Genomic DNA, 23,183 nt, shown 5'->3' on the forward strand with positions numbered 1-23,183 from the left:
TTTCGCCCGGAACCAGATACCCGGAGGACAAGACATGCCGAAACGTTTTCGCTTAACCCGCCGCTTTCCGGTTGCAATGACCGAAGACGGGTATCGCCGTCTCAAGGGTTTCGCCCGCGAAGCGGGGCTGGACGAGGGTGAAGCGCTGTCTTTTCTGTTCGAGAATTTCAACAGTGTTATTGACGAGGAGAACCTGACTCACCGGCTACGCATATTCAATTCCGAACTGGAAGCGCGAAAGCGGTGAGGCAATACACCAATTCTTCGCCTGCTATCGCATCGAGGCCGGACGCCTCCGGCGGGAGTATTTTTGAAAAGATGAAGGCCTGATGCGCCCCTGCCACCGGGCGCACTCGCCATCAGGACAGGGACGACTTCACCTTTTGCGGTCATCGGCTCTACAGCCTGTACCGCTCGTTGATTGAAACAGACCAAGGTTGATCAAAGGTAAACGTCGGCTCTTCATCTTTTCCAAAATACTCAATTCCAACCTGACCACATGCGCCTTGGGAGGGGTAATCGCATGACTATCAAACTGCATTGTTTCGGAGAAAGCGGGAACTCCTACAAAGCGGCGCTGGCCTTGGAGATGTCGGGGCTGGAGTGGGAGCCGGTCTTTGTCGATTTCTTCAATGGCGAGACCCGCACGCCAGAATTTCGCGCGGAGGCCAACGAAATGGGCGAAGCGCCCTTTCTGATCGATGGCGATTTCCGCACCAGTCAGTCCGGCGCCATTCAGGCGTATGTGACTGAGAAATCAGGGAAGTTCGGCGGCAGGAACCGGGAAGAGAACTACGAGATTTTCCGTTGGGTGTTGTGGGATAATCACAAACTCAGTTCAATGGCTGGCCTCACTCGTTTTCTGATCAATTTCCTGCCGGAAAAGCACCGCAACCCGGATGTGATCGCGTTCAATCAAGGTCGGCTTAAGGCGGCATACGAGATTCTGAACCAGCATCTGGCCGGTCGTGACTGGATCGTCGGCGACGGCGTGACAAATGCAGATCTCAGTTGCTGCGGCTACCTGTATTATCCGGAACCATTCGGTTTCGACCGCGCCGACTGGCCAAATATCGACGCCTGGCTGACACGTCTCAGTGAACAGCCCGGTTGGAAACACCCCTATGACCTGATGCCCGGCAACCTGTCGGATCGAGCTTGAGGAGAAGACCCATGACCGAAGCCTATATCTATGACGCCCTGCGCACCCCGCGCGGCAAAGGCCGCAAGGATGGCAGCCTGCACGAGGTAACCTCGGTGCGCCTGTCCGCCCTGACCCTGAACGCGATGAAAGAGCGTAACAACCTCGAAGGCCACGCCGTAGAGGACGTGATCTGGGGCAATGTCACGCAGGTGATGGAACAGGGCGGTTGTTTGGCACGTTCGGCCGTGCTGGCGTCCGATCTTGACCAGTCGATCCCCGGTCTCGCGATCAACCGTTTCTGCGCCTCTGGGATGGAAGCGGTGAACCTGGCGGCTAACCAGGTGAAAGGCGGTGCTGGCGACGCGTACATCGCTGGCGGCGTCGAGATGATGGGCCGCGTGCCCATGGGCAGCGATGGTGCCGCCATCGCCGTTGATCCGTCTCTTGCGATGAGCACATATTTCGTCCCGCAGGGCATTTCGGCCGATATTATCGCGACGGAATATGGCTTCAGCCGGGATGATGCAGATTCGCTGGCGGTTGAATCGCAAAAGCGCGCAGCAGAAGCATGGGCAGACAACCGGTTCGAAAAGTCGGTTATCACCGTCAAGGACCAGAACGGGCTGACCATTCTTGACCGCGACGAATACATGCGCCCCGGTACGGACATGCAGAGCCTTGGCGCGCTGAACCCCTCATTTGCGATGATGGGTGAGCAGATGCCCGGCTTCGACAAGGTGGCCATGCTGAAATACCCGCATCTGGAAAAAATCAATCACATTCATCATGCAGGAAACAGCTCGGGCATCGTGGACGGTGCGGCCGCGGTTCTGATCGGCAACAAGGAATTCGGCGAGAAATACGGCCTGAAACCACGTGCGCGCATCAAGGCAACCGCGAAGATCGGCACCGACCCGACCATCATGCTGACCGGCCCGGTTCCGGTCACCGAAAAAATCCTGGCCGACAACGGCATGAAGATCAGCGATCTGGACCTGTTCGAGGTGAACGAGGCTTTCGCCTCGGTCGTGCTGCGCTTCCAGCAGGCGTTTGACGTCGACCCGGCGTTGGTCAACGTCAACGGCGGCTCGATCGCGATGGGTCACCCGCTGGGTGCGACCGGTGCGATGATCATCGGCACGCTTCTGGATGAGCTGGAGCGTCAGGACAAGGAAACCGGATTGGCCACGCTTTGCATCGCGTCCGGCATGGGTGCGGCAACGATTATCGAGCGTGTCTGATGCCCAAGCTGGATCTCTCTCGAATCCCTTTCCGGGGCGGTTCGGGTTACCCCGGCAAGCTGGCCAAAGCTGGCGATGGCCGCTTTGTTCAACCGGTCGGAGATGCCGGCGGGCTATCCCAATACGGGGTCAACATCGTGCGGCTTGAACCGCAAGGCATGTCCTCGCTGCGCCATTATCATATGGAGCAGGACGAGTTTGCGATCATGCTCACTGGCACCTGTGTGCTGATAGATGACGATGGTGAGCATGAGATGCAGCCCGGCGATTGCGCCGCCTGGCCCGCAGGTGAGGCCAATGGCCATCACCTTGTAAACAAAACCGATGCGCCCGCGACCTTTCTGGTGGTGGGCACACGGACCCCGACCGAGACCGGATATTATAGCGACATAGACATGATGGTGAAGTTCGATGCCCACGGCTTTCGCTTCACCCGCAAAGACGGCAGCCCGCTGACGGCTGACCAGATCGGAGACGAGACATGACTGATTTCACCATGAAAGTGGACGCCGACGGCGTTGCCATCATCACCTGGGACGTACCCGAGAAAAGCATGAACATCCTGCGCGTCGAGGCGCTGGCCCTGATCGAAGAGATGATCGATCAGGTTCTGTCAGATGACAACATCAAGGGTGCGGTTATCACCTCAGCCAAGGACAGTTTTGCCGCCGGTATGGACCTGAACGTACTGGGATCGATCCGCGAGAAGTCGGGCGATGAACCGGCGCAGGCCATGTTCGATTTCACCATGAACGGACATCGCATTCTACGTAAGATCGAACTGGCGGGAATGGACCCGAAGACCAAAAAGGGCGGCAAACCGATTGCCGCCGCCCTGCCCGGCACCGCGCTGGGGATCGGGCTTGAGGTGCCACTGGCCTGTCATCGCATTTTCTGCGCCGACAACCCGAAGGCCAAGATCGGCCTGCCCGAAATCATGATCGGCATCTTCCCGGGCATGGGCGGAACCACCCGCATGGTCCGCAAGCTGGGTGCCGTTGGTGCGGCTCCGCTATTGCTGGAAGGCAAAACACTGGAGCCGAACAAGGCCAAGGGTGCGGGAATGGTCGATGAGGTCGTCGAAAACCCGCTGGCCGCCGCGAAGGAATGGGTGCTGAACGCCAGCGATGCGGATCTGGTCAAGCCTTGGGATGCAAAGGGGTACAAGATGCCCGGTGGTGCGCCGTACCATCCGGCTGGCTTCATGAACTACGTTGGCGCGTCGGCGATGGTCAACGGCAAGACACAAGGCGCGTTCCCGGCCGCTCAGGCCCTGCTGAGCGCGGTTTACGAGGGTGCTCTGGTCGATTTCGACACAGCCCTGAGGATTGAGGCGCGTTGGTTCACTTCGATCCTGATGAACCCGTCCTCGTCAGCGATGATCCGCAGCCTGTTCCTGAACAAGGAAGCGCTGGAGAAAGGCGCAGTGCGACCTCAGGGTGTGCCGGACCAGTCGGTTAAGAAGATCGGTGTTCTGGGCGCGGGCATGATGGGCGCGGGCATCGCGCTGGTGTCCGCTCAGGCCGGGATGGAAGTCGTTCTCATCGACCGCGATCAGGAGGCCGCCAACAAGGGTAAGGCCTATACCGAAGCGTACCTGGACAAGGGTATCAAGCGCGGCAAGGTCACGGCTGAAAAGAAAGAAGCCATGCTGGCCCGCATCACCGCAACGCCCGATCTGGAGCATCTGAAAGGCTGCGACCTGATTATTGAAGCGGTATTCGAAGACCCCGCAGTCAAGGCCGACATGACCAAAAAGGTCGAAGCGATCATTCCCGAAGATTGCATCTTTGCCTCCAACACCTCGACCCTGCCGATCACCGATCTGGCCAAGGCCAGCATGAGGCCGGATCAATTCATCGGCATCCATTTCTTCTCGCCGGTCGAGAAGATGTTCCTTGTCGAGATCATCAAAGGCAAGGAAACCGGGGATCGTGCGGTGGCCAAGGCGCTGGATTACGTGCGTCAGATCCGGAAGACACCGATCGTCGTCAACGATGCGCGGTTCTTCTACTGCAACCGATGCATCATCCCGTACATCAACGAAGGTGCGCGCATGATTACCGAGGGCGTCAGCCCTGCATTGGTTGACAACGCCGCACGTCAACTGGGTTTCCCGGTCGGGCCGGTACAGCTGACCGATGAGACCTCGATTGATCTGGGCGCCAAGATTGCCCGCGCAACCAAGGCGGCGATGGGCGATGCCTATCCCGAAAGCCCCTCGGACGATCTGATCTTCTGGATGGAAGAACAGGGACGTCTGGGCCGCAAGGCAAATGCAGGCTTCTTCGACTATGACGAAAAGGGCAAGCGCGTCGGGTATTGGAAAGGTCTGCAAGACAAATACCCGCTGGTCGAAGATCAGCCCGACCTGATCGAGGTGCAGGAACGCCTGATGTTCGCACAGGTTCTGGAAGCGGTCCGCGCGCTGGAAGAAGGCGTTCTCGAGGATATCCGCGAAGGTGACGTGGGTGCCATTCTGGCGTGGGGTTTTGCCCCGTGGTCCGGTGGCCCACTAAGCTGGCTGGACATCATTGGCGCACCTTACGCCGCCGAACGCTGCGACCAGCTGGCAGCGCAATACGGCGAACGGTTCGCGTGCCCGCCGCTGCTGCGCGAGATGGCCGATAAGGGCCAGACGTTCTATGGCCGCTTCGCGCCCGAGGCAAAGGCCGCCTGAACAAGTGATGCAGGCGCGTAATACGCGCCTGCATCGTTTTCTTAGTGTTTGGTTAGGTCTGCCATTCAGGCCGCAAAAACAGGGCTGGCACATTCGGCCTGCCGGGTCTTCCCGGGCGGCGCACTCCCAACTGTGGCCTGACGGGAAAAATCGGTTCTTGCGGGATGGGCGCGGGCAGCGCACCCAACGGGTTTGCAAGGGCTGATAGTTCGCCCTTGTATGCGATCAGATCGACAAGGTGGTCGGCGTCCTGCGCCTCGGCGATCTGGTATGAAGACTGATCCGAGGACCCGCGCGATCCAAAGCGACTTGCCGGGCAAAAGGCCTGCAACCCGCCTTCAAGAAACACCACCTCGTCACAATCGAAAAACAACGTGCTGACATCGAAGGTTGTCGACGGTGCCTGCGAGGTCATCCGGCACATCCCGCTGAGCATCCGGGCCGGGATCACAGACACGCCTTCGGTGCCCGGTTCAATCCGGCTTATGTCCAGCGCGACCCCCTGTTCTGGCATCAGCCAGACAGGACGCCCATTATACGCCGCACGCGACGGCAAGTAGACGGGCAGATATTCTGCGCGCATTTCGCCAGTTGCGATGCTCACCCTGTCAGTCGCAATTCGGCGTACTTCCTTGAAACCATGGTCCAATGTTCGGACAAGATCACCTGCCGCGACGCGCTCCACCGGCTTCCAGCCTCGGGTCGTCGCAATCTTGGTGCCGTGGACAAACCCGCCCCGGCGCGACAACGTTGCATTGCGCGACAGGACGTTGTCCATCTTCCGCGCATGATCTGATAAATCAGTAACACTCACTACTTCAAACACGTGCCCAGCCCCCCTTGGCACAGATAAACATTGAAACCGGGGTATCATGTGATCAGGCGCGCTGTCTTAGTTTTGACATATTTTAGCCCAAATTGAGGTTGTTTCGACCCCATTGACCCACAACCAAAAAACAATGCGACCGTTTTTCATCGGCTTACCGGAAATTCGGAAACGGTGATGGGATCAGGAGTGGAACCGGTAGTCGAATCTTCCGATATCTTCCGCGCAGGCATCCGCCACCGCATTTAGGGTTCGCGTGGAATAGTACTGCCGATAATCCACCTCTCTTTCGGACCCGTTGAGATGCGGAAGGGTCAGCCTGAAACCGAGATGCGCGAACAACGGTTCAGCATCCTCCTCGAACTTCTCAAGCCGAATAAAGGCTCGGCACTGCTCGTGCCCATCTGCCCGCGTCATGTAGCGCCGCGCGGGATGCGCCTGAATTGACCTAAGCGTGGCCGGGTTCAGCAAGAATTCTTCAAATGATGACACCTTTACCAGCGACACTGCGGGGTGGTCAAATTTCTGGTCCCGCAGCCAGTGGTAGTAACTGACAAGCCGATCCCAGGGGTTGCGGACCAGCGTGAAAGTGAACATGCGCTCTAACGCCTCGGGCGGGACAAGCCCGTCGATATCCGCCAGGGTGGAGTGTTTCCACAACCGGCCCTTGGCCCGTAAGTCCTTTTGCCGTCGATGACGGTTCCGCGCCTTGGGCGTGTCTCCGATCAGGATGTCATCCTTCGTTGCCCTCTGTTCCAGCGCCGATGCAAGCGACGTGCCGCCCGTTTTGGGGATGTGGACAAACACATACGACCTGCGCCGGGAAACGATCACGCCACGGCCTGTTCCGCCGACGCACGCATCGAACGCCAGCCCAGCAGGGCTCCGGCCAGCACGATCAGCCCGATGCCGACGATCTGGATGCCATCGATTGATTGGCCAAAGGCCGCCCACGCAAACGCAGGACCGAAGATCATCACCGAGTATTCGAAAATTGCGACATAGGATGGCTCACCAACCTGATACGCCTTGATCAGCATGAAAACAGCAATGGTTGACCCAACGGCCTGGACCACCACCCAAAGAAGCGAGGGTTGTATCTGCCAGACCACGCCCCGGGTCACAAACCCTTCCGGGCCCGGTTCCGCACCGACCGGAAAGATCGAAAACCCCGTCAGCCCCAGCGCGCCAGCAATACCAAGTGTAATTACCATCCCCCCCAGCATGACGACCGTACTTTCCTGCGCGCAGTGGGACCGTGTCAGGATCGCCCCAAGCGCATAGAAAAACCCGCCTGCGACCGGCAACAGGGTTCTGGCATCGAAATCCGCCGGATTGAGTTGCAGAACCAGAAGCAACCCCAGAAACCCGAGCAGCGCAGCCAGAATGCGCCAGGGCCCGATTTTCTGCCGCAGACCAAAGGCCGAAATCAGCAACACGAAAATCGGGGACGTAAACAACCCCGCCAACGCTTGTGCAACCGGCATCAAAGCAAGCGACGAGAAGTAAAACAGCATGGCCAGCGTCATCAGGACGCTTCGCAAAAGAACAATGCCCGGGCGGATCGGGCGCAATCCGCCCAACCCAAGCAGTGACAACAGAAGCACCAGCGGCAGCATCAATAATGCGCGGCTCAGGTGGAATTGCCACAGGCCGATGGTCTCGGCCACCAGAACCACGACATTGTCGATCACCCCGATGATGGCCATTGCGCCGATCATGAGGCCAGAGGCCAAAACGGGTGAAGATGGGTTGCCTGCCTGCATTCTGTTCAATTTTCGCCTTCGCTGCCGGACCCGCGTATTTCCCCGTATCCGGGTACCGGGCGCAAGTGCCAAATACGGTTCAACAGGTTTGCGCCGCGTAAATTTATCATGCTAAGCTGGATCAAAATAATTTTGAGCAGACCTCGCCCCGATGACGGCCTTAAAACAGTACCAGCGGATCGAAGCCACCGGTCTGTGGCGGCCCTCGCCCGATATGCAGCGGCGCGAGGTGGTCGTCTCGATTGGCGAGGCCACGCTGACGATATCGGATTTCAATGACCGTGCGCTGACCCACTGGTCCCTGGCCGCGCTGGAGCGGCAAAATCCGGGCGGCTACCCGGCCATTTTCAACCCTGACGGCGACCCGGATGAAACGCTGGAACTGGCCGAATCCGAAACCACGATGATCGAAGCGATCGACAGGCTGCAACGTGCAATCGACCGGTCACGTCCGCACCCTGGCCGACTGCGCTGGTTGAGTGTCGGCGGGGTAGTCGCCGCCGTGGCGGCCCTGCTGTTGCTCTGGTTGCCGGTTGCCTTGCAAAGCCACGTTGTTTCAGTCGTTCCCAAGATCAAGCGGCAGGACATCGGCGATACCATCCTGCAACGCATCGAAAGGGTCTCCGGGCGCGCCTGTGCGTCGGAAGATGCCAAGGCCGCGCTGGATATGCTGGCAAAAAGGACCGGAGTGCGGCAGATCGTGATCCTGCCTGCCGGGGTGCAGAACAGCCTTAGCCTGCCGGGCGGCACGGTGCTGCTGAGCCGAACTTTGGTCGAGGATCATGAAGACCCGGCCGTGGCGGCAGGATATGTCATCGCCGAACGTGCCCGGGCCGAGGCACATGACCCGCTTGACGATCTGCTGGACCGCACCGGCCCGACAACCGCATTCCGGTTGCTGACGACCGGTGAACTGACACCGCAAATCATCGACAGTTATACCGAGCAGGTCCTTTCGGAACCGCGCCCATCCCTGCCCGATCAGGAATTGCTGGCCGTTTTTGCTCAGGCGGCCCTGCCCTCGACACCTTACGCCTACGCGCGTGATATCACTGGCGAAACGGTTCTGGGCCTGATCGAGGCCGACCCGATGGCGGGCCGATCCCAGGAGCAGATCCTGCCGGACCGCGACTGGGTCCGGCTGCAAAATATCTGTGGTGAATAAAGCCTTTCGGGATTTACCTGAACACTCTCCCACACGATTACCCCGAGAACGCCGTAGGCGGGGCAGGGATTTTGTGCCTCACCTTACACCCGAAACGCCGCAGACAGCTTATTTGGTACCGAACATCCGGTCGCCGGCGTCGCCCAGTCCGGGCATGATATAGCCCTTGGAATTCAGTTCGCGATCCAGCGCGGCCGTCACGATATGCACATCCGGATGGGCCTCTTTCATCCGCGCGACGCCTTCGGGCGCGGCCAGCAGACAGAGGAAACGGATATCGGTCGCGCCTGCCTCTTTCAGCAGATCAATCGCAGCGGCTGAACTGTTGCCTGTGGCCAGCATCGGATCCACAGCAATGACCAGGCGGTCTTTCAGTCCTTCGGGCGCTTTGAAGTAATACTGAACCGGTTTCAGCGTTTCTTCATCGCGATACAATCCGACAAAGCCCACCCGCGCCGACGGGATCAATTCAAGCACACCGTCCAGCATCCCGTTGCCAGCACGCAGAATCGACACCAATGCCAGTTTCTTACCGGCCAGAATGGGCGCGTCCATCTCCTCCATCGGGGTTTCGATGTTGCGGGTCGTCAGCTTTAGTTCTCGCGTGACCTCATAGGCCAGCAAAAGGGTGATTTCCCGCAGCAACTGCCGGAAAACGGCGGTCGATGTGCCCTTGTCCCGCATGAGCGTCAATTTGTGCTGCACCAGCGGATGATCAACGACGGTCAGATGTTCGCTCATGTTTTCTCCAGTCTTTTTTGGACCCGCATACGGGTGTCTTCATCACAGAAGGCCGCATTGAGGGCCGTGTCATTCATTGCGCTGAAATCCTCGGCCTGCCAGCCGAAAGCTATGTTCAGCATCTCATATTCACGCCGCATGGTGGTATGAAAAAACGGCGGATCGTCGGTTGAGACGGTGACCTTGACGCCCGCATCGCGCAACTTTGCGATCGGATGGGCGCTGAAATCCGGATACAGGCCCAGCACCACATTGGACCCCGGACAAACCTCAAGCGTGATGTCCCGGTCGACCAGTTCATGCATCAGGTCGGGGTCTTCGATGGCGCGCACACCATGTCCGATCCGCTCGACCCCCAGGGCGCGCACCGCATCGCGCACGCTGTCCGGTCCGCCAAACTCACCCGCATGGGTGGTCAGCCGCAATCCTGCCTCGCGGGCGCAATCAAACGCCCACTTGAAATCGCCTTGCGCGCCGACCCCTTCGTTGCCGCCCATGCCAAAGCCCGTGATCCAGTCGCCTGAGGTTTCGGCCGCGCAACGGGCGCTGAGTTTCGCCTTGTCCGGGCCAAAATGGCGAACACACGTGACGACGCCGCGCAGGGTGATGTCGAACTTGCACTCGGCCTCATCCGCGGCGTCCTGAATGGCATTCAGGTAATCGCGCCAGGCGTGCACATCGCCACCGCCGCAGAAATCGGGGCTCAGGAAGGTTTCCGAATACACCACGCCATTGGCCGCACTTTCTTCCAGAATTGCCAGGGTCAGTCGGCGGAAATCCTCGGGCGATTTCAATACTTCGCAGGCGGCCTCATAAACGCTCAGGAAATGGGCGAAATCGCGGAAGTCATAGGAGCCGTCGGGCTTGAAAATACCGCTCAGATCAATGCGTTTTTCATGCGCAAGCTGGCGAATGAAGGCGGGCGGAGCCGCGCCTTCGTGATGCAGATGCAACTCGATCTTAGGCAGGTCTGCGACAGTCATAGAAAACTCCGTCCCGGTCCATGTGCCGGAATGTTCAGGTGATGCGCGATGCTGGCGGCGACATCGGCGAAATTGACCGCACCGATCTGCCCTGCGCCCCGCCCTGCGATCAGCACCGGCACCTTTTCGCGTGTGTGGTCTGTGCCGGTCCAGCTAGGATCATTTCCATGATCGGCGGTCAGCACCATCAGGTCATCCGCGCGCAGTTTTTTCAGGATCGCGCCGATTTCGCGGTCGAACCATTCCAGCGCGCGGGCATAGCCGCTGATGTCGCGGCGATGTCCATAGAGACTGTCAAACTCGACAAAATTGGCAAAGGTCAGACTGCCGTCTTCAGCTTCGTCCACCAGATCAGACAGGTGCCCCATCAGTTCGGCGTCCGAGCCCTTGCACAAGGTATCAATCCCCTGCATCGAGAAAATGTCGCCGATCTTGCCCACCGCGTGAACGCGGCGTCCGGCATCCTGCGCCCAGTTGGTCAAAACCGGCGCGGGCGGCAGAATGGCAAAATCCTTGCGGTTGGTGGTTCGGGTGAACCCGTCCTCGGGCGAGCCTATAAACGGGCGTGCGATGACGCGGCCGATCTTCATGTCATGCAGCATCGGGGCCAGCGTCCGGCACATCTGCAGCAGACGGTCGAGGCCAAAGCTTTCCTCATGCGCGGCAATCTGGAACACGCTGTCGGCCGAGGTGTAGCAGATCGGCCAGCCCGTCCGCATGTGTTCAGCCCCCAGCTCGGCAATGATTTTCGTGCCCGAGGCGTGGCAATCGCCCAGTATCCCGTCTGTTCCGGCTGCCTCTGCCGCCGCGCGGCTCAGATCAGCGGGGAATGCGGGCGTGGTGTCCGGGAAATAGTGCCAGTCCCACGGCACCGGCAGTCCGGCCAGTTCCCAGTGGCCCGAAGGCGTGTCCTTGCCCAGCGAATGTTCGTGCGCGCAGCCCCAAAGGCCGGTTGGTTCGACCTCGAGCCCCGGTGTTTCATCGCCCGAGGCCAGACGCACAGACGCTCCCATCCCCAGCGCGTCGAGGTTGGGCAGGTGCAGCGGACCCGATCGACCATCTTCGGCGCGCCCTTCCGCGCAGGCCTGCGCGATATGGGCCACGGTGTTGGCACCCGTATCCGGGACCTCACCGTTAAAAAACTGATCCGCATCCGGCGCACCACCGATGCCGACGGAATCCATGACAACAAGGAAAGCCCGGCTCATGCGGTAATCCTTTCATGGACGAGATCGGGGATCGGTGCGGGCGTTTCGCTGATCGTGATGGCCTGCAAAATCGCCTCTGCGGCTTGCCGGGCTGCGTCTTCGCGTGCGGCGTGCACCACGGCCAGTGGCTCGCGCTGGGATACCTGCTGCCCCAATCGCACGATGTCAGAAATGCCCACTGCCGGGTCAATGACGTCGGCTTCGACCTGCCGCCCGCCACCCAGCGCGACGACGGCCAGACCCAGCGCCTCGCCGTCTATGCTTGTGATATAGCCGCTGTGTTGGGCCGCAACTTCCTGAATGACATTCGCTTCGGGCAGAAAGCGTTCCCAGTTTTCGACAAGATGGACCGGACCGCCCACCGCCGCCATCATGCGGCCAAACCGGTCCGCCGCGCGACCGTCCCTGATCACATCGGCGATTTGCCTGCGCCCCTCGTCAATCGAGGCATACATTCCCGCATCTTTAAGTAACACACCGCCCAATTCGGCGGAAAGCTCGGCAAGAGGTGTCGGTTGGCCGCTGGTGATCGCCCTCATCACCTCGGCTATTTCCAGCGCATTGCCTAGCGCCGAGGCCAGAGGCTGGTTCATATCGGTGATCACTGCCGACGTGCGACACCCGGCGGCGTTTGCCGTTTCGGTCAAGGCCCGCGCCAGATTTCGGGCATCATCCAGCGTTTTCATGAACGCACCGGAACCGACCTTCACGTCCAGCACCAACGCATCCGGGCCCGCTGCCAGCTTTTTCGACAGGATCGACGCCGTAATCAGATCCAGGCTTTCAACTGTCGCCGTCACGTCGCGCACCGCATAAAGACGCTTGTCCGCAGGTGCGATCTGACCGGTCGCGCCGACGATGGCCGCACCGGTTTCGCGCAATATCTGCTCGAGCCGGTCCTGACTGATTTGGGTGCTGACCCCTGGAATGGCCTCAAGCTTGTCCAGTGTCCCGCCGGTATGGCCAAGACCCCGCCCCGAGATCATCGGAACATAGGCCCCGCATTCGGCCAGCGCCGGCGCCAGCACAAGGCTGACACAATCCCCGACCCCACCGGTCGAGTGCTTGTCGATCACCGGACCGTCCAGATCCCAGCTCAGCACCTCTCCACTGTCGCGCATCGCGACGGTCAGATCGGCGCGGCCCTGTGCGCCCAGACTGCCCATGCAAACTGCCATGGCAAACGCCCCGGCCTGCGCGTCACTGACGGCACCATCGGCCAAACCCTGGGCGAACCAGTTCAGCTCTGCACTGGTCGGAACGTCACCCCGGCGCAGTTTCGCGATGATCGAACGGGCGTCCATAGGTTCAGACATCCTCCATATGAGAGGCGTCGAACGCGCCGGGCAGAAGCTGTCCGATGGTTGTCTCAAGCTCAGTTCCGGTTGCTGTCGCAAGCGTCACTTTGACGTTCGGCTTGCCGAATTCCGCCAGCTTCTGACGGCATCCGCCACAAGGCGGTACCGGTTGCGGGCTCGAGGCGACAACATAAACCTCGGTCAGTTCCTGCTCACCCGCGGCCACCATCGCGGCAATCGCACCCGCTTCGGCACAAGTGCCTTCCGGGTAGGCGACATTTTCCACGTTGCAGCCGGAAAAGATCACTCCGGACTTCGACCGGATCGCCGCGCCCACTTTGAACTTCGAATACGGCGCGTAAGCGTTTTCCCGGACGGACAGGGCGGCGTCTTTCAAAGGCATGGTGATTCCCAATTTTTGATCATCTGGTCAGAATGCCATACCCTAATGGAAAGAGCCGGGGGATTTGAAGCCCCCGGCGCATGTTTCCTGATCCGATCTTGACCTAACCCAGCGTTGTATTGAAGGTCCCGGGCAATGTGACCTCCAGCAGCTCGACATCATCGGACGGGTCCGCAAGGCGCGTGCGCATCCCCGGCGGGATCACAAAGGCGTCGCCCTGTTCCAGCCGATAGGGATCACGTCCTTCCCCTTCCAGCGTCACCTGACCGTTCATCACGAAGGTGAAATGGATATCGGTATCATGACTGGCCCAGACCGGATCGCCCTGCCCCCGTTTTACCACCTGAACCCCGGCAACGCCCTTAGTGTTTTCCGCAATCGTGGTGTCCCGGCAGATATATCCCGGCAAGCGGAACTCCCCCCACTCGGCATCTTTGGCCTGATTGTACACAAACCGCTGCCCCTGCCATTCCCGCGTGGGCCGGAAATGAGGGGTGGGCAGATCCATGTCATGATCGATTTCCGTGACATGTTCCGCGGGTACACCGATCTCAATCACCTGCACATTGTCCGAGGCCTCGAGCACGCGGTGACGGATTTCCGGAGGCTGGATAAAGCAATCGCCCGCCGTCAGGCGCATCTTTTCGCCCTGATCCTCGTACACAACATCGACCCAGCCGTGGATACAGAAGATCAGCTGAAACCCGACCTTGTGAAAGTGCACCATGTCGGGCACCGGGCCGCCATCGGGGATACGGATGTGGCTGGCGATGATCGACCCGCCCAGCCGATCAGGCACCAGATCGCGATAGTGCATACCCGCCCGTCCAATGATCCACGGCGCCTGATCCTTCAGCCTACGCACGACAAAGGAATGCACCGTTTCCGGCATCACCAGCGGCGGGTTGCGGTCGTCAATTTCTATGCGAGTTCCATTGGGGGCGACCAGCACACGCTCGCCACCAGCAAACCGATCCGGATCCTCGGTCAGAATTCGCAAGGTCCCGGGCGCCTCGGGCGCGTCCTTTTCGATGCGCAATCGCAAGCCATGGCCCGAAAACACCGCAACACGGGGGTCATCGGCGGGATAGATCATATCCATCCGCATCCCCAGCGTTCTGGTATAAAACGGGATGTCGTCGCGCAGTTCGTTCGTGGGCAGACGGAATTCAGCGAGTGTCGGACTTTTGCTGCTGGTCATCAGGCTTCTCTTCAATATTCGATTTGGGCCATCCGATCAGAACAGAGGCCAAAATGCCAATCGAAAAGAACATCTCGAGCGTTTCTTCCAGCGCAAACAGACGGATCGCCATAATCGGGGACAGCGTCTCGTCAAAAAGTCCCGAGACCTCTTCCAGAAGCTGGGCCACCACAGCCGACAGCCCGGCAAGAACGAAGATCAGCAAAAACGGCGCGCGCTGTTTCAGCGCAAGCCGTGCGTTGGGCACCCCGTGCCAAATGGCACCGCCCAGTATGATGACCGCAAGCACGACCCGGATCAGCGTCATGTCCAGAATGTCATCCAGGCCGCTCAGTATCAAAAACGGCACGGTTCCTTCGGAATAAATGTCTGCTTCCAGCTCGCGCTCGGCCAAAAGCAGGCAGGTCACACCGATGTAAAGACGTTTCAATCCGGGAAACCGCACCAGTGCCGCCAGCCCGGCAGCAAGCAGCGCGGCAGCCGAAATCGTTTCGAACGGCCCCCCTTCCTGGTTGAGCTGCTCGGCCTGCAGGGGCCAAATCACAACGGCGCACAGGATCAGGGCCATCAGCGCAATTGCCACGCGGAACCCGGACTTTTCCATACCAAAAGTGGACTGGTTGCCTGAAACGGCCTTCTCCGGCCGCGTGTTGTCTTTTATGCTCATGCCTGATTTTGCGCTTCGCTGCAGTGAAAGTCCACTCCGTGTAAAAGAACCACTAACAATTTCAACCAGCCTGTCACTATCGGCCAATTCCGGCCCACGCATTAGACCGCATAGCCAAGTCAGAAAATATAGTTTAACACTAAACCAAATTCCGGGAAGGAGCTTGTTCACCGATGTCCGACACACCCAGCCTGCGGCAGGCCGCGCTTGACTATCACGCCCACCCGAAGCCCGGAAAACTTGAAATAAAAGCGACCAAACCGCTGGCCAATGGCCGCGATCTGGCGCGTGCCTATTCGCCCGGTGTGGCCGAGGCCAGCCTTGAGATCAAATCGGATGCCGCCAATGCCGAGCTTTACACATCGCGCGGGAATCTGGTGGGTGTCGTGTCAAACGGCACCGCGGTTCTGGGTCTTGGCAATATTGGCGCACTGGCCTCGAAACCGGTGATGGAAGGCAAGGCGGTTCTGTTCAAGAAATTCGCTGGTATCGACTGTTTCGATATCGAAGTGGACCAGCCCGACCCGGAAAAGCTGGCGGATATCGTCTGCGCACTGGAACCGACCTTCGGCGCCATCAATCTGGAGGACATCAAGGCACCGGATTGTTTTGTCGTCGAAAAACTGTGCCGTGAGCGGATGAACATCCCGGTATTTCACGATGACCAACACGGAACGGCCATCGTCGTTGGCGCCGCGGCCAAGAACGCCCTACACGTTGCCGGTAAGAAGTTCGGAGACATCAAGGTGGTGTCAACTGGCGGCGGTGCAGCGGGCATTGCCTGTCTGATGATGCTGGTCAAACTGGGGGTCAAGCGCGAGAACATCTGGCTGTGCGATATTCACGGGCTGGTCTACGAAGGCCGGGCCGAGGATATGAACCCCCACAAAGACCAATTCGCGCAGAAATCGGACCTGCGCACACTGGATGATGTAATTGGCGATGCAGATCTGTTTCTGGGGCTCAGCGGCCCGAATGTCCTGAAGCCCGAGATGGTCGCGAAGATGGCCAAGCGCCCGATCATCTTTGCCCTGGCCAATCCGACCCCTGAGATACTGCCGGATGCCGCCCGAGAGGTTGCTCCGGACGCGATCATCGCAACGGGCCGCAGCGATTTTCCCAATCAGGTCAACAACGTGCTGTGCTTTCCCTTCATTTTTCGCGGTGCCCTGGACGTCGGCGCGACCGAGATCAACGATGACATGCAGATTGCCTGCGTCGATGGCATCGCCGAACTGGCCCGCGCCACCACCAGCGCCGAAGCCGCAGCCGCCTATCAGGGAGAACAACTGACGTTCGGGCCGGATTATCTGATTCCGAAGCCGTTCGATCCGCGTCTGGTGGGCGTTGTATCGTCATCGGTTGCCAAGGCGGCAATGGCCAGTGGCGTGGCCAAACGGCCGATCTCGGATATCGAGGCTTATAAGGAAAGCCTGAACCAGACCGTTTTCAAATCGGCCCTGCTGATGCGTCCGGTTTTCGAGGCCGCAGCCGCAGCGTCGCGCAGAATTGTCTTTGCCGAAGGCGAAGACGAACGGGTTCTGCGCGCGGCACAGGCGATCCTGGAAGAAACTACGGAAACGCCGATCTTGATTGGCCGACCCGAGGTGATCGATGCACGCTGCGAAAAGCTGGGCCTGACTGTCCGGCCGGGGCAGGATTTTCAGATCGTGAACCCGGAAAACGACCCGCGTTACTACGATTACTGGAATTCTTACCATCAGGTCATGCAGCGCCGGGGCGTTACACCGGATCTGGCCAAGGCGATCATGCGCACCAACACGACCGCGATTGCCGCGATCATGGTCCAGCGTGAAGAAGCCGACAGCATGATCTGTGGCACATTTGGCGAATACCGCTGGCATCTGAACTATGTCGAACAGGTTCTGGACGACGGAGATCTTCGCGCGCAGGGTGCGCTGTCCCTGATGATATTGGAGGACGGTCCCCTTTTCATTGCCGACACACATGTCCGGCAACTGCCCACACCTGAAGAACTTGCCGAAACGACAATCGGGGCGGCCCGCCACGTGCGGCGGTTCGGGCTTGAGCCGAAAATCGCGTTCTGCTCGCAATCGCAATTCGGCAATCAGGCGGAAGGTTCGGGCAAGCGCCTGCGCGCCGCGCTGGATATTCTGGACTCCAAACCTCGGGACTTCACCTATGAAGGTGAAATGAACCTGGATGTTGCGCTGGACCCCGAGCTACGCTCGCGTATTTTCCCGAATTCGCGCCTTCAGGGCGCAGCGAATGTGTTGATCTTTGCCCACGCGGATGCCGCCAGCGGGGTGCGAAACATTCTGAAGATGAAAGCGGACGGAATCGAGGTCGGCCCCATTCTGATGGGCATGGGCAACAAGGCGCATATCGTGACGCCCTCGATCACGGCGCGCGGCTTGTTGAACATGGCGGCCATTGCCGGAACTCCGGTTGCGCATTACGGTTAATGGGGTGGCTCTGACATAGGCCGCCGTTTTCGGGAGGGGGCACCATGAAGGGGCATTGTCACTGCAAGGCCGTCCGTTGGGAAAGTGACGGCAACATAGCGTGGAGTTGCTATTGCCACTGCACGGATTGCCGCCGCAACTGCGCCGCCCCTGTTACCGCATTTTTCGGATTGCCGCATGAATCGGTGACCTGGTCTGGCAATGCACCTGCGGTCTATCGGTCATCCCCGGATGTCGAGCGGCTGTTCTGCGCGGCCTGTGGAACTCAGATGGCGTATCGCAATGCGGGGGACACGGTGAACATCCACCTTTACATCGCGACGCTGGAAAACCCGGAAACAGTTTCGCCCCGGTTTCACGTGTTCCATACAGATCACCTGCCGTGGCTGGATATTCAGGACAGCTTGCCCCGATACGCCAAGACCGGAAACTGAACGCTCCGTGATTCCGCGGCCATTTGCAACTAATAGTTTGCAGTTTTGCAAAACAAAGGCTTTGTTGCCAATTCACCTTGATCGGGAAGGCGATTTGCAAAACTTTGCAGCCCATTTTCCCGGTATCTGCAAATAATTCGCGGTAAACTGACGCGCCGTCATTTCAGCCGCTTGTCCGACAGGCGGCGGATGCCTAACACACTTGCAAGGGATTTTGAGGAGGACGATGCCGTGGCTTATCAGGACATCTATGAGAGTTGGAAATCCGATCCGGAGGCGTTCTGGATGGACGCCGCCAAGGGGATCGACTGGGTACAGCCGCCAAGCAAAGCGCTGTTTGACGACAATGCCCCGCTCTATGAATGGTTCTGTGACGCCAAGGTCAACACCTGCTGGAATGCGGTGGACCGGCATGTTGAAAACGGTCGGGGTGAGCAGACGGCCATAATCTACGACAGCCCGATCACCCATACGAAACGCGAAATCTCATATGTCGAACTGCGCAACCGCGTTGCAACGCTGGCCGGGGCGCTGCGGGCCAAGGGGATCGAGAAAGGCGACCGGGTCATTATTTACATGCCCATGATCCCCGAAGCACTTGAGGCGATGCTGGCCTGCGCGCGGTTGGGGGCTGTTCACTCTGTCGTGTTTGGCGGTTTTGCCAGCAATGAACTGGCCGTTCGGATCGACGACGCGAAACCAAAAGCGATCATTGCGGCGTCTTGCGGGCTGGAACCTGGTCGGGTGGTGCACTACAAGCCGCTACTGGACGGCGCCATCGAGATGGCGAGTCACAAGCCCGAATTCTGCGTCATCTTCCAGCGCGAACAGGAAGTGGCGCAGCTGATCGAAGGGCGCGATTTCAACTGGCATGGTTTCCAATACGGCGTTGAACCGGCGGAATGTGTGCCGGTTGATGGCAACGATCCAGCCTATATCCTTTATACGTCGGGAACGACCGGCGCGCCCAAAGGTGTTGTGCGCCCTACCGCAGGGCACCTTGTAGCGCTGAACTGGTCGATGAAGAACATCTACAACGTTGATCCGGGCGATGTGTTCTGGGCCGCCTCGGACGTGGGCTGGGTCGTCGGTCATTCTTATATCTGTTACGCGCCGCTGATCCACGGCAACACGACGATCGTGTTCGAAGGTAAACCGGTCGGCACCCCGGATGCGGGCACTTTCTGGCGGGTGATTTCTGAACACAACGTGCGCAGCTTCTTCACCGCCCCAACGGCCATCCGCGCTGTTAAGCGCGAAGACCCTTCGGGCGACATGCTTAAGAATTACGACCTGTCCTGCCTGAGGGCACTTTTTCTGGCAGGTGAACGCGCAGACCCGGACACGATCACATGGGCGCAGAACGCACTGAAAGTTCCAGTGATCGATCATTGGTGGCAGACCGAAACGGGCTGGACCATTGCCGGCAACCCGTTGGGGATCGAGGAACTGCCCGTCAAGCTGGGATCACCCGCCAAGCCGATGCCAGGATATGACGTGCAGATTCTGGATGAGGCAGGCCACCCGGTTCAGGCGGGCGAGCTTGGGGCCATCGCGGTCAAACTCCCCCTGCCGCCCGGCACTCTGCCGACCCTTTGGAACGCCGAGGACCGGTTCCGCAAATCCTATTTGGATCAGTTCCCCGGTTATTACGAAACCGGTGACGCGGGGATGATCGACGAGGACGGCTATCTCTATATCATGGCGCGCACCGACGACGTGATCAACGTGGCCGGCCACCGCCTGTCCACAGGCGGGATGGAAGAGGTCCTGGCCGCCCATCCCGACGTCGCCGAATGCGCGGTCATCGGCGTCTCGGACCAGCTGAAGGGGCAGATGCCAGTTGGCTTTTTGTGCCTGAACGCTGGCTGCGACAAAGATCACACCGAGGTCGTGCAGGATGTTGTCAAAATGGTGCGCGAAAAGATCGGGCCTGTTGCGGCGTTCAAGCTTGCTGTCGTGGTCGACCGCTTGCCCAAGACGCGGTCGGGCAAGATCCTTAGGGGTACCATGGTCTCGATTGCAGATGGCAAGGACTACAAGATGCCCGCAACCATCGACGATCCGGCCATTCTGGATGAGATCGCCGAAGCCCTGAAAACCATCGGTTACGCTCAGTAACCCAGAAACTGGCGACAAACCGTCGCCCGCCCTTCGCCTTTCGCTTGCAACCTGTTACCGGCCCCCTACTGTCACCCTGAGACAGAGAGGGCCCATGACAGATCAAGAACTCTGGCGACTAAGCGCCACCGAATTGTCCAGCCAAACCCGCAGCGGCGCACTGAGCGCCGAGGCCGCCGTGCAAGGCGCTCTGGACCGGATGCACGAGATCAACCCGGACCTGAATGCGGTCGTAGACGACCTGAGTGTGCAAGCCCTTGAACGCGCACGAGAACTGGACAAGGCGCGCGCCAAAGGCGCGTCTGCAGGCCCGCTGCACGGTGTTCCCGTCACCATCAAGGTCAATGTGGACCAGAAGGACCACGCGACAACAAATGGCGTTTCTGCCCTGAAGGATGTCATCGCACCCGACGACGCCCCGGTGGTTGCCAATCTGTTGAAGGCAGGCGCGGTCGTGATCGGCCGAACGAATACACCTGAATTCTCGTTCCGCGCGGACACCGACAATCCGCTTTATGGTCGCACGCACAACCCCTGGGGCAGGCACATCTCGCCCGGCGGGTCGTCTGGCGGTGCAGGCGCTGCAGTGATGGCCGGCATCGGCGCACTGGGCCATGGCAACGACATCGGTGGCAGCCTGCGATTTCCAGCAGCTGCCAACGGCGCGGCGACGGTCAAACCCGGTCTGGGCCGGGTACCAGCCTGGAACCCCAGTCAACAGGCGGAACGCGGGTTACTGGCACAGTCCATGTCGGTGCAGGGGCTGATCGCACGTTCTGCCGCCGACCTGCACCTGTCCATGCCTTGTCTGATTGCCCCCGACCCGCGGGACCCGTTCCACGTTCCCCTGCCCTGGCGGACCGAGGACCCGGATACCCCGATCAGGGTTGCATTCACGAAGAACACATACGGCTACGACCTGCACCCCGAAGTTGAAATGGCGCTGGATACCGCACGCGATGCATTGACGGACGCGGGCTATCAGGTAGACGAAGTCGCAACGCCGGATGTGTTCGACTGCGGGCGCAATGGGTATCGCGCACTGATGGGCGAGGTTCTGACCCTGATGAAAAGCGACATCGAAGCGGTCGGATCGCAGACCATCCGGGATGTCTTTGAGGTGTACTTCCAGGAATTTCCGCCGATCGTGGGAACCGAGTTGATCCGCATGCTGGCGGAACGCAGCCACTATGCACGGCAATGGTCACTGTTCATGGAGGACTACGCGCTGGTTCTGTCCCCATTTCTGCCGCAACCCTTCTTTGGACCCGATCGTGACACAGAGGGGGCCGAAGGTGTTCACGAGGTTCTCGGCTGCGCCGTCTACTCGTACGCGATGAACTTTCTGGGTCTGCCGGCCGCATGCGTTCCCGCCCGGCTTGCCAGCCTGCCTAAAGGCCCTCAGCCGATCAACGTGCAGATCGCTGCGCGGCGGTGGCGTGAAGACTTGGCGGTTGATGCTGCGGCCGCGATCGAAGCCCGCGTCGGGCAGATGTGTTTTCCGCTGTGGGACAGAATGGAATCAGGGGCACGCTGAGCCTCGGCCTAAACCCTGACAACGCAGCTGACAAAAATAGACCCCGGGTTTTTGTGCCCGGGGTCCGCATACTAAAATATGCCCGAATTTCTGATGACGAGCGTAGCACCACCCACCCTCGCCAGCGCGAAAACTGCGCAATCATTTCGAATACGCTGTTGGCGGCCACTCACTCCCGCCTTAGCGTGTTCTCCGGGCAAGTTCAGATTAACGAATGATAAAGCACTTTCCTGTGAACTGGTTCACACAAACCGAAAAAATGTTCAAACTGGACAGCTTAGGTAAACTGCTCAGAAATCAGACGCTCCTCAAGACCATGGCCGGGATCGAACAGAATTCGGTGTGTGATTGACGGCTCGGACCGGATTTCAACCCAATCTATGTCAGGGAATGAGTTCGAATCCGCATCCGCCATGACCGGTCGTTTATCCGCTTCGATCACATCAAACCTGACATGCGCGATCTTGGGCAACAGAGCGCCGCGCCAGCGGCGCGGGCGAAATGCGGCAATCGCGGTCAGCGCCAGAACATCCGACCCGATCGGCAGAATCGGGCCGTGGGCCGAGTAGTTGTAGGCAGTGGATCCGGCAGGCGTGGACAACAATGCACCGTCGCACATGAGTTCAGCCATGCGAACCCTGCCATCCACGCTGATTTTCAGCCGCGCGGCCTGCGGTCCGGCGCGCAGCAACGACACTTCGTTGATTGCAAGCGCTTCGTGCATCTTGCCGGACTGATCCATGGCGCGCATGGCCAGCGGGTTGATGACCTCCTCCTCGGCGGCGGCCAACCGCTCCATCAGGTCACCTTCACTGAACTCGTTCATCAGAAAGCCGATGGTTCCGCGGTTCATGCCATAAACCGGCGTATCCAGATGTTGCATGTTGTGCAGGGTGTGCAACATGAACCCGTCGCCTCCAAGCGCGACCACAACATCTGCGTCCCGAGGCGCGGCATTGCCGTATCGGGCGACCAGCGCATCCCGCGCAATCTGGGCCACCTTGGCGTCGCTGGCAAGAAAGGCGATTCTCTGAATCATGTAAACGGGTTTCCGGTGCTGCACATTTGGTTCCGAAACAAACATACCTTTCCCCGATAGGCCAGACTTGACGCCATAACGGGCCAATTCGTCGCTTTACGACTTTTGCATGTATGTCGTTTCCGATAGGAAATCCGCAAGATTATTCCCAGCCATGTGGAGCCCCCATGAACGCCAATCTTCGTGACACCGGTTTTTTCACCCAGTCTCTTTCGGATCGTGATCCTGAGCTTTTCGGCTCGATCCGGTCCGAGTTGGGGCGCCAGCGCGACGAGATCGAGC

At 59.4% G+C, this 23,183-nt stretch carries 21 protein-coding genes; 10 read left to right on the forward strand and 11 right to left on the reverse strand.

Going from position 1 to position 23,183, the window contains the following annotated elements; genetic code table 11:
- Nucleotides 1-34: 34 nt before the first annotated feature.
- The 5 genes from ACR0J8_RS21135 to ACR0J8_RS21155 all read left to right on the forward strand — a co-directional run bounded on the left by ACR0J8_RS21135 (nt 35) and on the right by ACR0J8_RS21155 (nt 5,065).
- Entirely contained in the window at nt 35-247 is a 213-nt protein-coding gene (locus ACR0J8_RS21135; RefSeq protein WP_170609554.1) for a hypothetical protein, read from the forward strand.
- 276 nt (nt 248-523) lie between these two features.
- On the forward strand, nt 524-1,162 hold the full coding sequence (locus ACR0J8_RS21140; protein WP_480526947.1) for a glutathione S-transferase family protein: 639 nt from the start codon (nt 524-526) through the stop codon (nt 1,160-1,162).
- Between the two features lie 11 nt (nt 1,163-1,173).
- Entirely contained in the window at nt 1,174-2,385 is a 1,212-nt protein-coding gene (locus ACR0J8_RS21145; protein ID WP_480526949.1) for an acetyl-CoA C-acetyltransferase, read from the forward strand.
- On the forward strand, nt 2,385-2,870 hold the full coding sequence (locus ACR0J8_RS21150) for a cupin domain-containing protein (RefSeq protein WP_480526951.1): 486 nt from the start codon (nt 2,385-2,387) through the stop codon (nt 2,868-2,870). Before ACR0J8_RS21145 ends, ACR0J8_RS21150 begins: the two co-directional genes overlap by 1 nt.
- A complete protein-coding gene (locus tag ACR0J8_RS21155) occupies nt 2,867-5,065 on the forward strand; it encodes a 3-hydroxyacyl-CoA dehydrogenase NAD-binding domain-containing protein (protein ID WP_480526953.1) in 2,199 nt (732 codons plus the stop codon). The genes ACR0J8_RS21150 and ACR0J8_RS21155 overlap by 4 nt, the downstream gene beginning before the upstream one ends.
- Before the next feature lie 52 nt (nt 5,066-5,117).
- Here ACR0J8_RS21155 and ACR0J8_RS21160 read toward each other — a convergent pair whose 3' ends face one another.
- The 3 genes from ACR0J8_RS21160 to ACR0J8_RS21170 form a co-directional block, all read right to left on the reverse strand.
- Complete coding sequence (locus ACR0J8_RS21160; protein ID WP_170808235.1) at nt 5,118-5,843, reverse strand: Hint domain-containing protein; 726 nt, start codon at nt 5,841-5,843, stop codon at nt 5,118-5,120.
- Nucleotides 5,844-6,074: 231 nt separating this feature from the next.
- Entirely contained in the window at nt 6,075-6,725 is a 651-nt protein-coding gene (locus ACR0J8_RS21165) for a sulfotransferase family 2 domain-containing protein (protein ID WP_480892141.1), read from the reverse strand.
- Nucleotides 6,722-7,657, reverse strand: a complete 936-nt coding sequence (locus ACR0J8_RS21170) for a DMT family transporter (protein ID WP_480526957.1) — start codon at nt 7,655-7,657, stop codon at nt 6,722-6,724. The genes ACR0J8_RS21165 and ACR0J8_RS21170 overlap by 4 nt, the downstream gene beginning before the upstream one ends.
- Nucleotides 7,658-7,808: 151 nt before the next feature.
- Between ACR0J8_RS21170 and ACR0J8_RS21175 the strand changes: the two genes are divergently transcribed.
- Entirely contained in the window at nt 7,809-8,822 is a 1,014-nt protein-coding gene (locus tag ACR0J8_RS21175) for a hypothetical protein (RefSeq protein ID WP_480892144.1), read from the forward strand.
- 108 nt (nt 8,823-8,930) lie between these two features.
- Here the strand turns inward: ACR0J8_RS21175 and upp are convergent, their stop codons facing one another.
- From upp to ACR0J8_RS21210, 7 genes are all read right to left on the reverse strand, one after another.
- Nucleotides 8,931-9,563 carry a uracil phosphoribosyltransferase gene (gene upp / locus ACR0J8_RS21180; protein WP_170682358.1) on the reverse strand — a complete coding sequence of 211 codons (633 nt, stop codon included), beginning with the start codon at nt 9,561-9,563 and terminating at the stop codon, nt 8,931-8,933.
- Nucleotides 9,560-10,546, reverse strand: coding sequence for an adenosine deaminase (locus tag ACR0J8_RS21185; RefSeq protein ID WP_480892147.1), 987 nt, complete (start codon nt 10,544-10,546; stop codon nt 9,560-9,562). The genes upp and ACR0J8_RS21185 overlap by 4 nt, the downstream gene beginning before the upstream one ends.
- Nucleotides 10,543-11,754 (reverse strand): phosphopentomutase, encoded by a 1,212-nt coding sequence (locus ACR0J8_RS21190; RefSeq protein WP_480526961.1) that lies wholly within the window; start codon nt 11,752-11,754, stop codon nt 10,543-10,545. The genes ACR0J8_RS21185 and ACR0J8_RS21190 overlap by 4 nt, the downstream gene beginning before the upstream one ends.
- Nucleotides 11,751-13,058, reverse strand: a complete 1,308-nt coding sequence (locus ACR0J8_RS21195) for a thymidine phosphorylase (RefSeq protein WP_480526963.1) — start codon at nt 13,056-13,058, stop codon at nt 11,751-11,753. The genes ACR0J8_RS21190 and ACR0J8_RS21195 overlap by 4 nt, the downstream gene beginning before the upstream one ends.
- A gap of 4 nt (nt 13,059-13,062) precedes the next feature.
- Complete coding sequence (locus tag ACR0J8_RS21200) at nt 13,063-13,455, reverse strand: cytidine deaminase (RefSeq protein ID WP_170808228.1); 393 nt, start codon at nt 13,453-13,455, stop codon at nt 13,063-13,065.
- Between the two features lie 103 nt (nt 13,456-13,558).
- Nucleotides 13,559-14,656 (reverse strand): cupin domain-containing protein, encoded by a 1,098-nt coding sequence (locus tag ACR0J8_RS21205; RefSeq protein ID WP_480526965.1) that lies wholly within the window; start codon nt 14,654-14,656, stop codon nt 13,559-13,561.
- On the reverse strand, nt 14,625-15,323 hold the full coding sequence (locus tag ACR0J8_RS21210; RefSeq protein WP_480526967.1) for a hypothetical protein: 699 nt from the start codon (nt 15,321-15,323) through the stop codon (nt 14,625-14,627). The genes ACR0J8_RS21205 and ACR0J8_RS21210 overlap by 32 nt, the downstream gene beginning before the upstream one ends.
- Before the next feature lie 173 nt (nt 15,324-15,496).
- Here ACR0J8_RS21210 and ACR0J8_RS21215 point away from each other — a divergent pair, with 173 nt between their 5' ends.
- The 4 genes from ACR0J8_RS21215 (at nt 15,497) to ACR0J8_RS21230 (ending at nt 21,862) form a co-directional block, all read left to right on the forward strand.
- Nucleotides 15,497-17,770, forward strand: coding sequence for an NADP-dependent malic enzyme (locus tag ACR0J8_RS21215; RefSeq protein WP_170808225.1), 2,274 nt, complete (start codon nt 15,497-15,499; stop codon nt 17,768-17,770).
- Between the two features lie 44 nt (nt 17,771-17,814).
- Nucleotides 17,815-18,204: a GFA family protein gene (locus tag ACR0J8_RS21220; protein WP_321251763.1), complete on the forward strand. Its 390-nt coding sequence runs from the start codon at nt 17,815-17,817 to the stop codon at nt 18,202-18,204.
- Between the two features lie 231 nt (nt 18,205-18,435).
- Nucleotides 18,436-20,325, forward strand: a complete 1,890-nt coding sequence (gene prpE, locus ACR0J8_RS21225) for a propionate-CoA ligase PrpE (protein ID WP_480892157.1) — start codon at nt 18,436-18,438, stop codon at nt 20,323-20,325.
- 94 nt (nt 20,326-20,419) lie between these two features.
- Nucleotides 20,420-21,862 carry an amidase family protein gene (locus ACR0J8_RS21230; RefSeq protein WP_480892153.1) on the forward strand — a complete coding sequence of 481 codons (1,443 nt, stop codon included), beginning with the start codon at nt 20,420-20,422 and terminating at the stop codon, nt 21,860-21,862.
- Between the two features lie 277 nt (nt 21,863-22,139).
- Here ACR0J8_RS21230 and ACR0J8_RS21235 read toward each other — a convergent pair whose 3' ends face one another.
- Nucleotides 22,140-22,901: an NAD kinase gene (locus ACR0J8_RS21235; protein WP_170609519.1), complete on the reverse strand. Its 762-nt coding sequence runs from the start codon at nt 22,899-22,901 to the stop codon at nt 22,140-22,142.
- Nucleotides 22,902-23,183 lie beyond the last annotated feature (282 nt).

The organism is Ruegeria sp. N11, assembly GCF_056531525.1.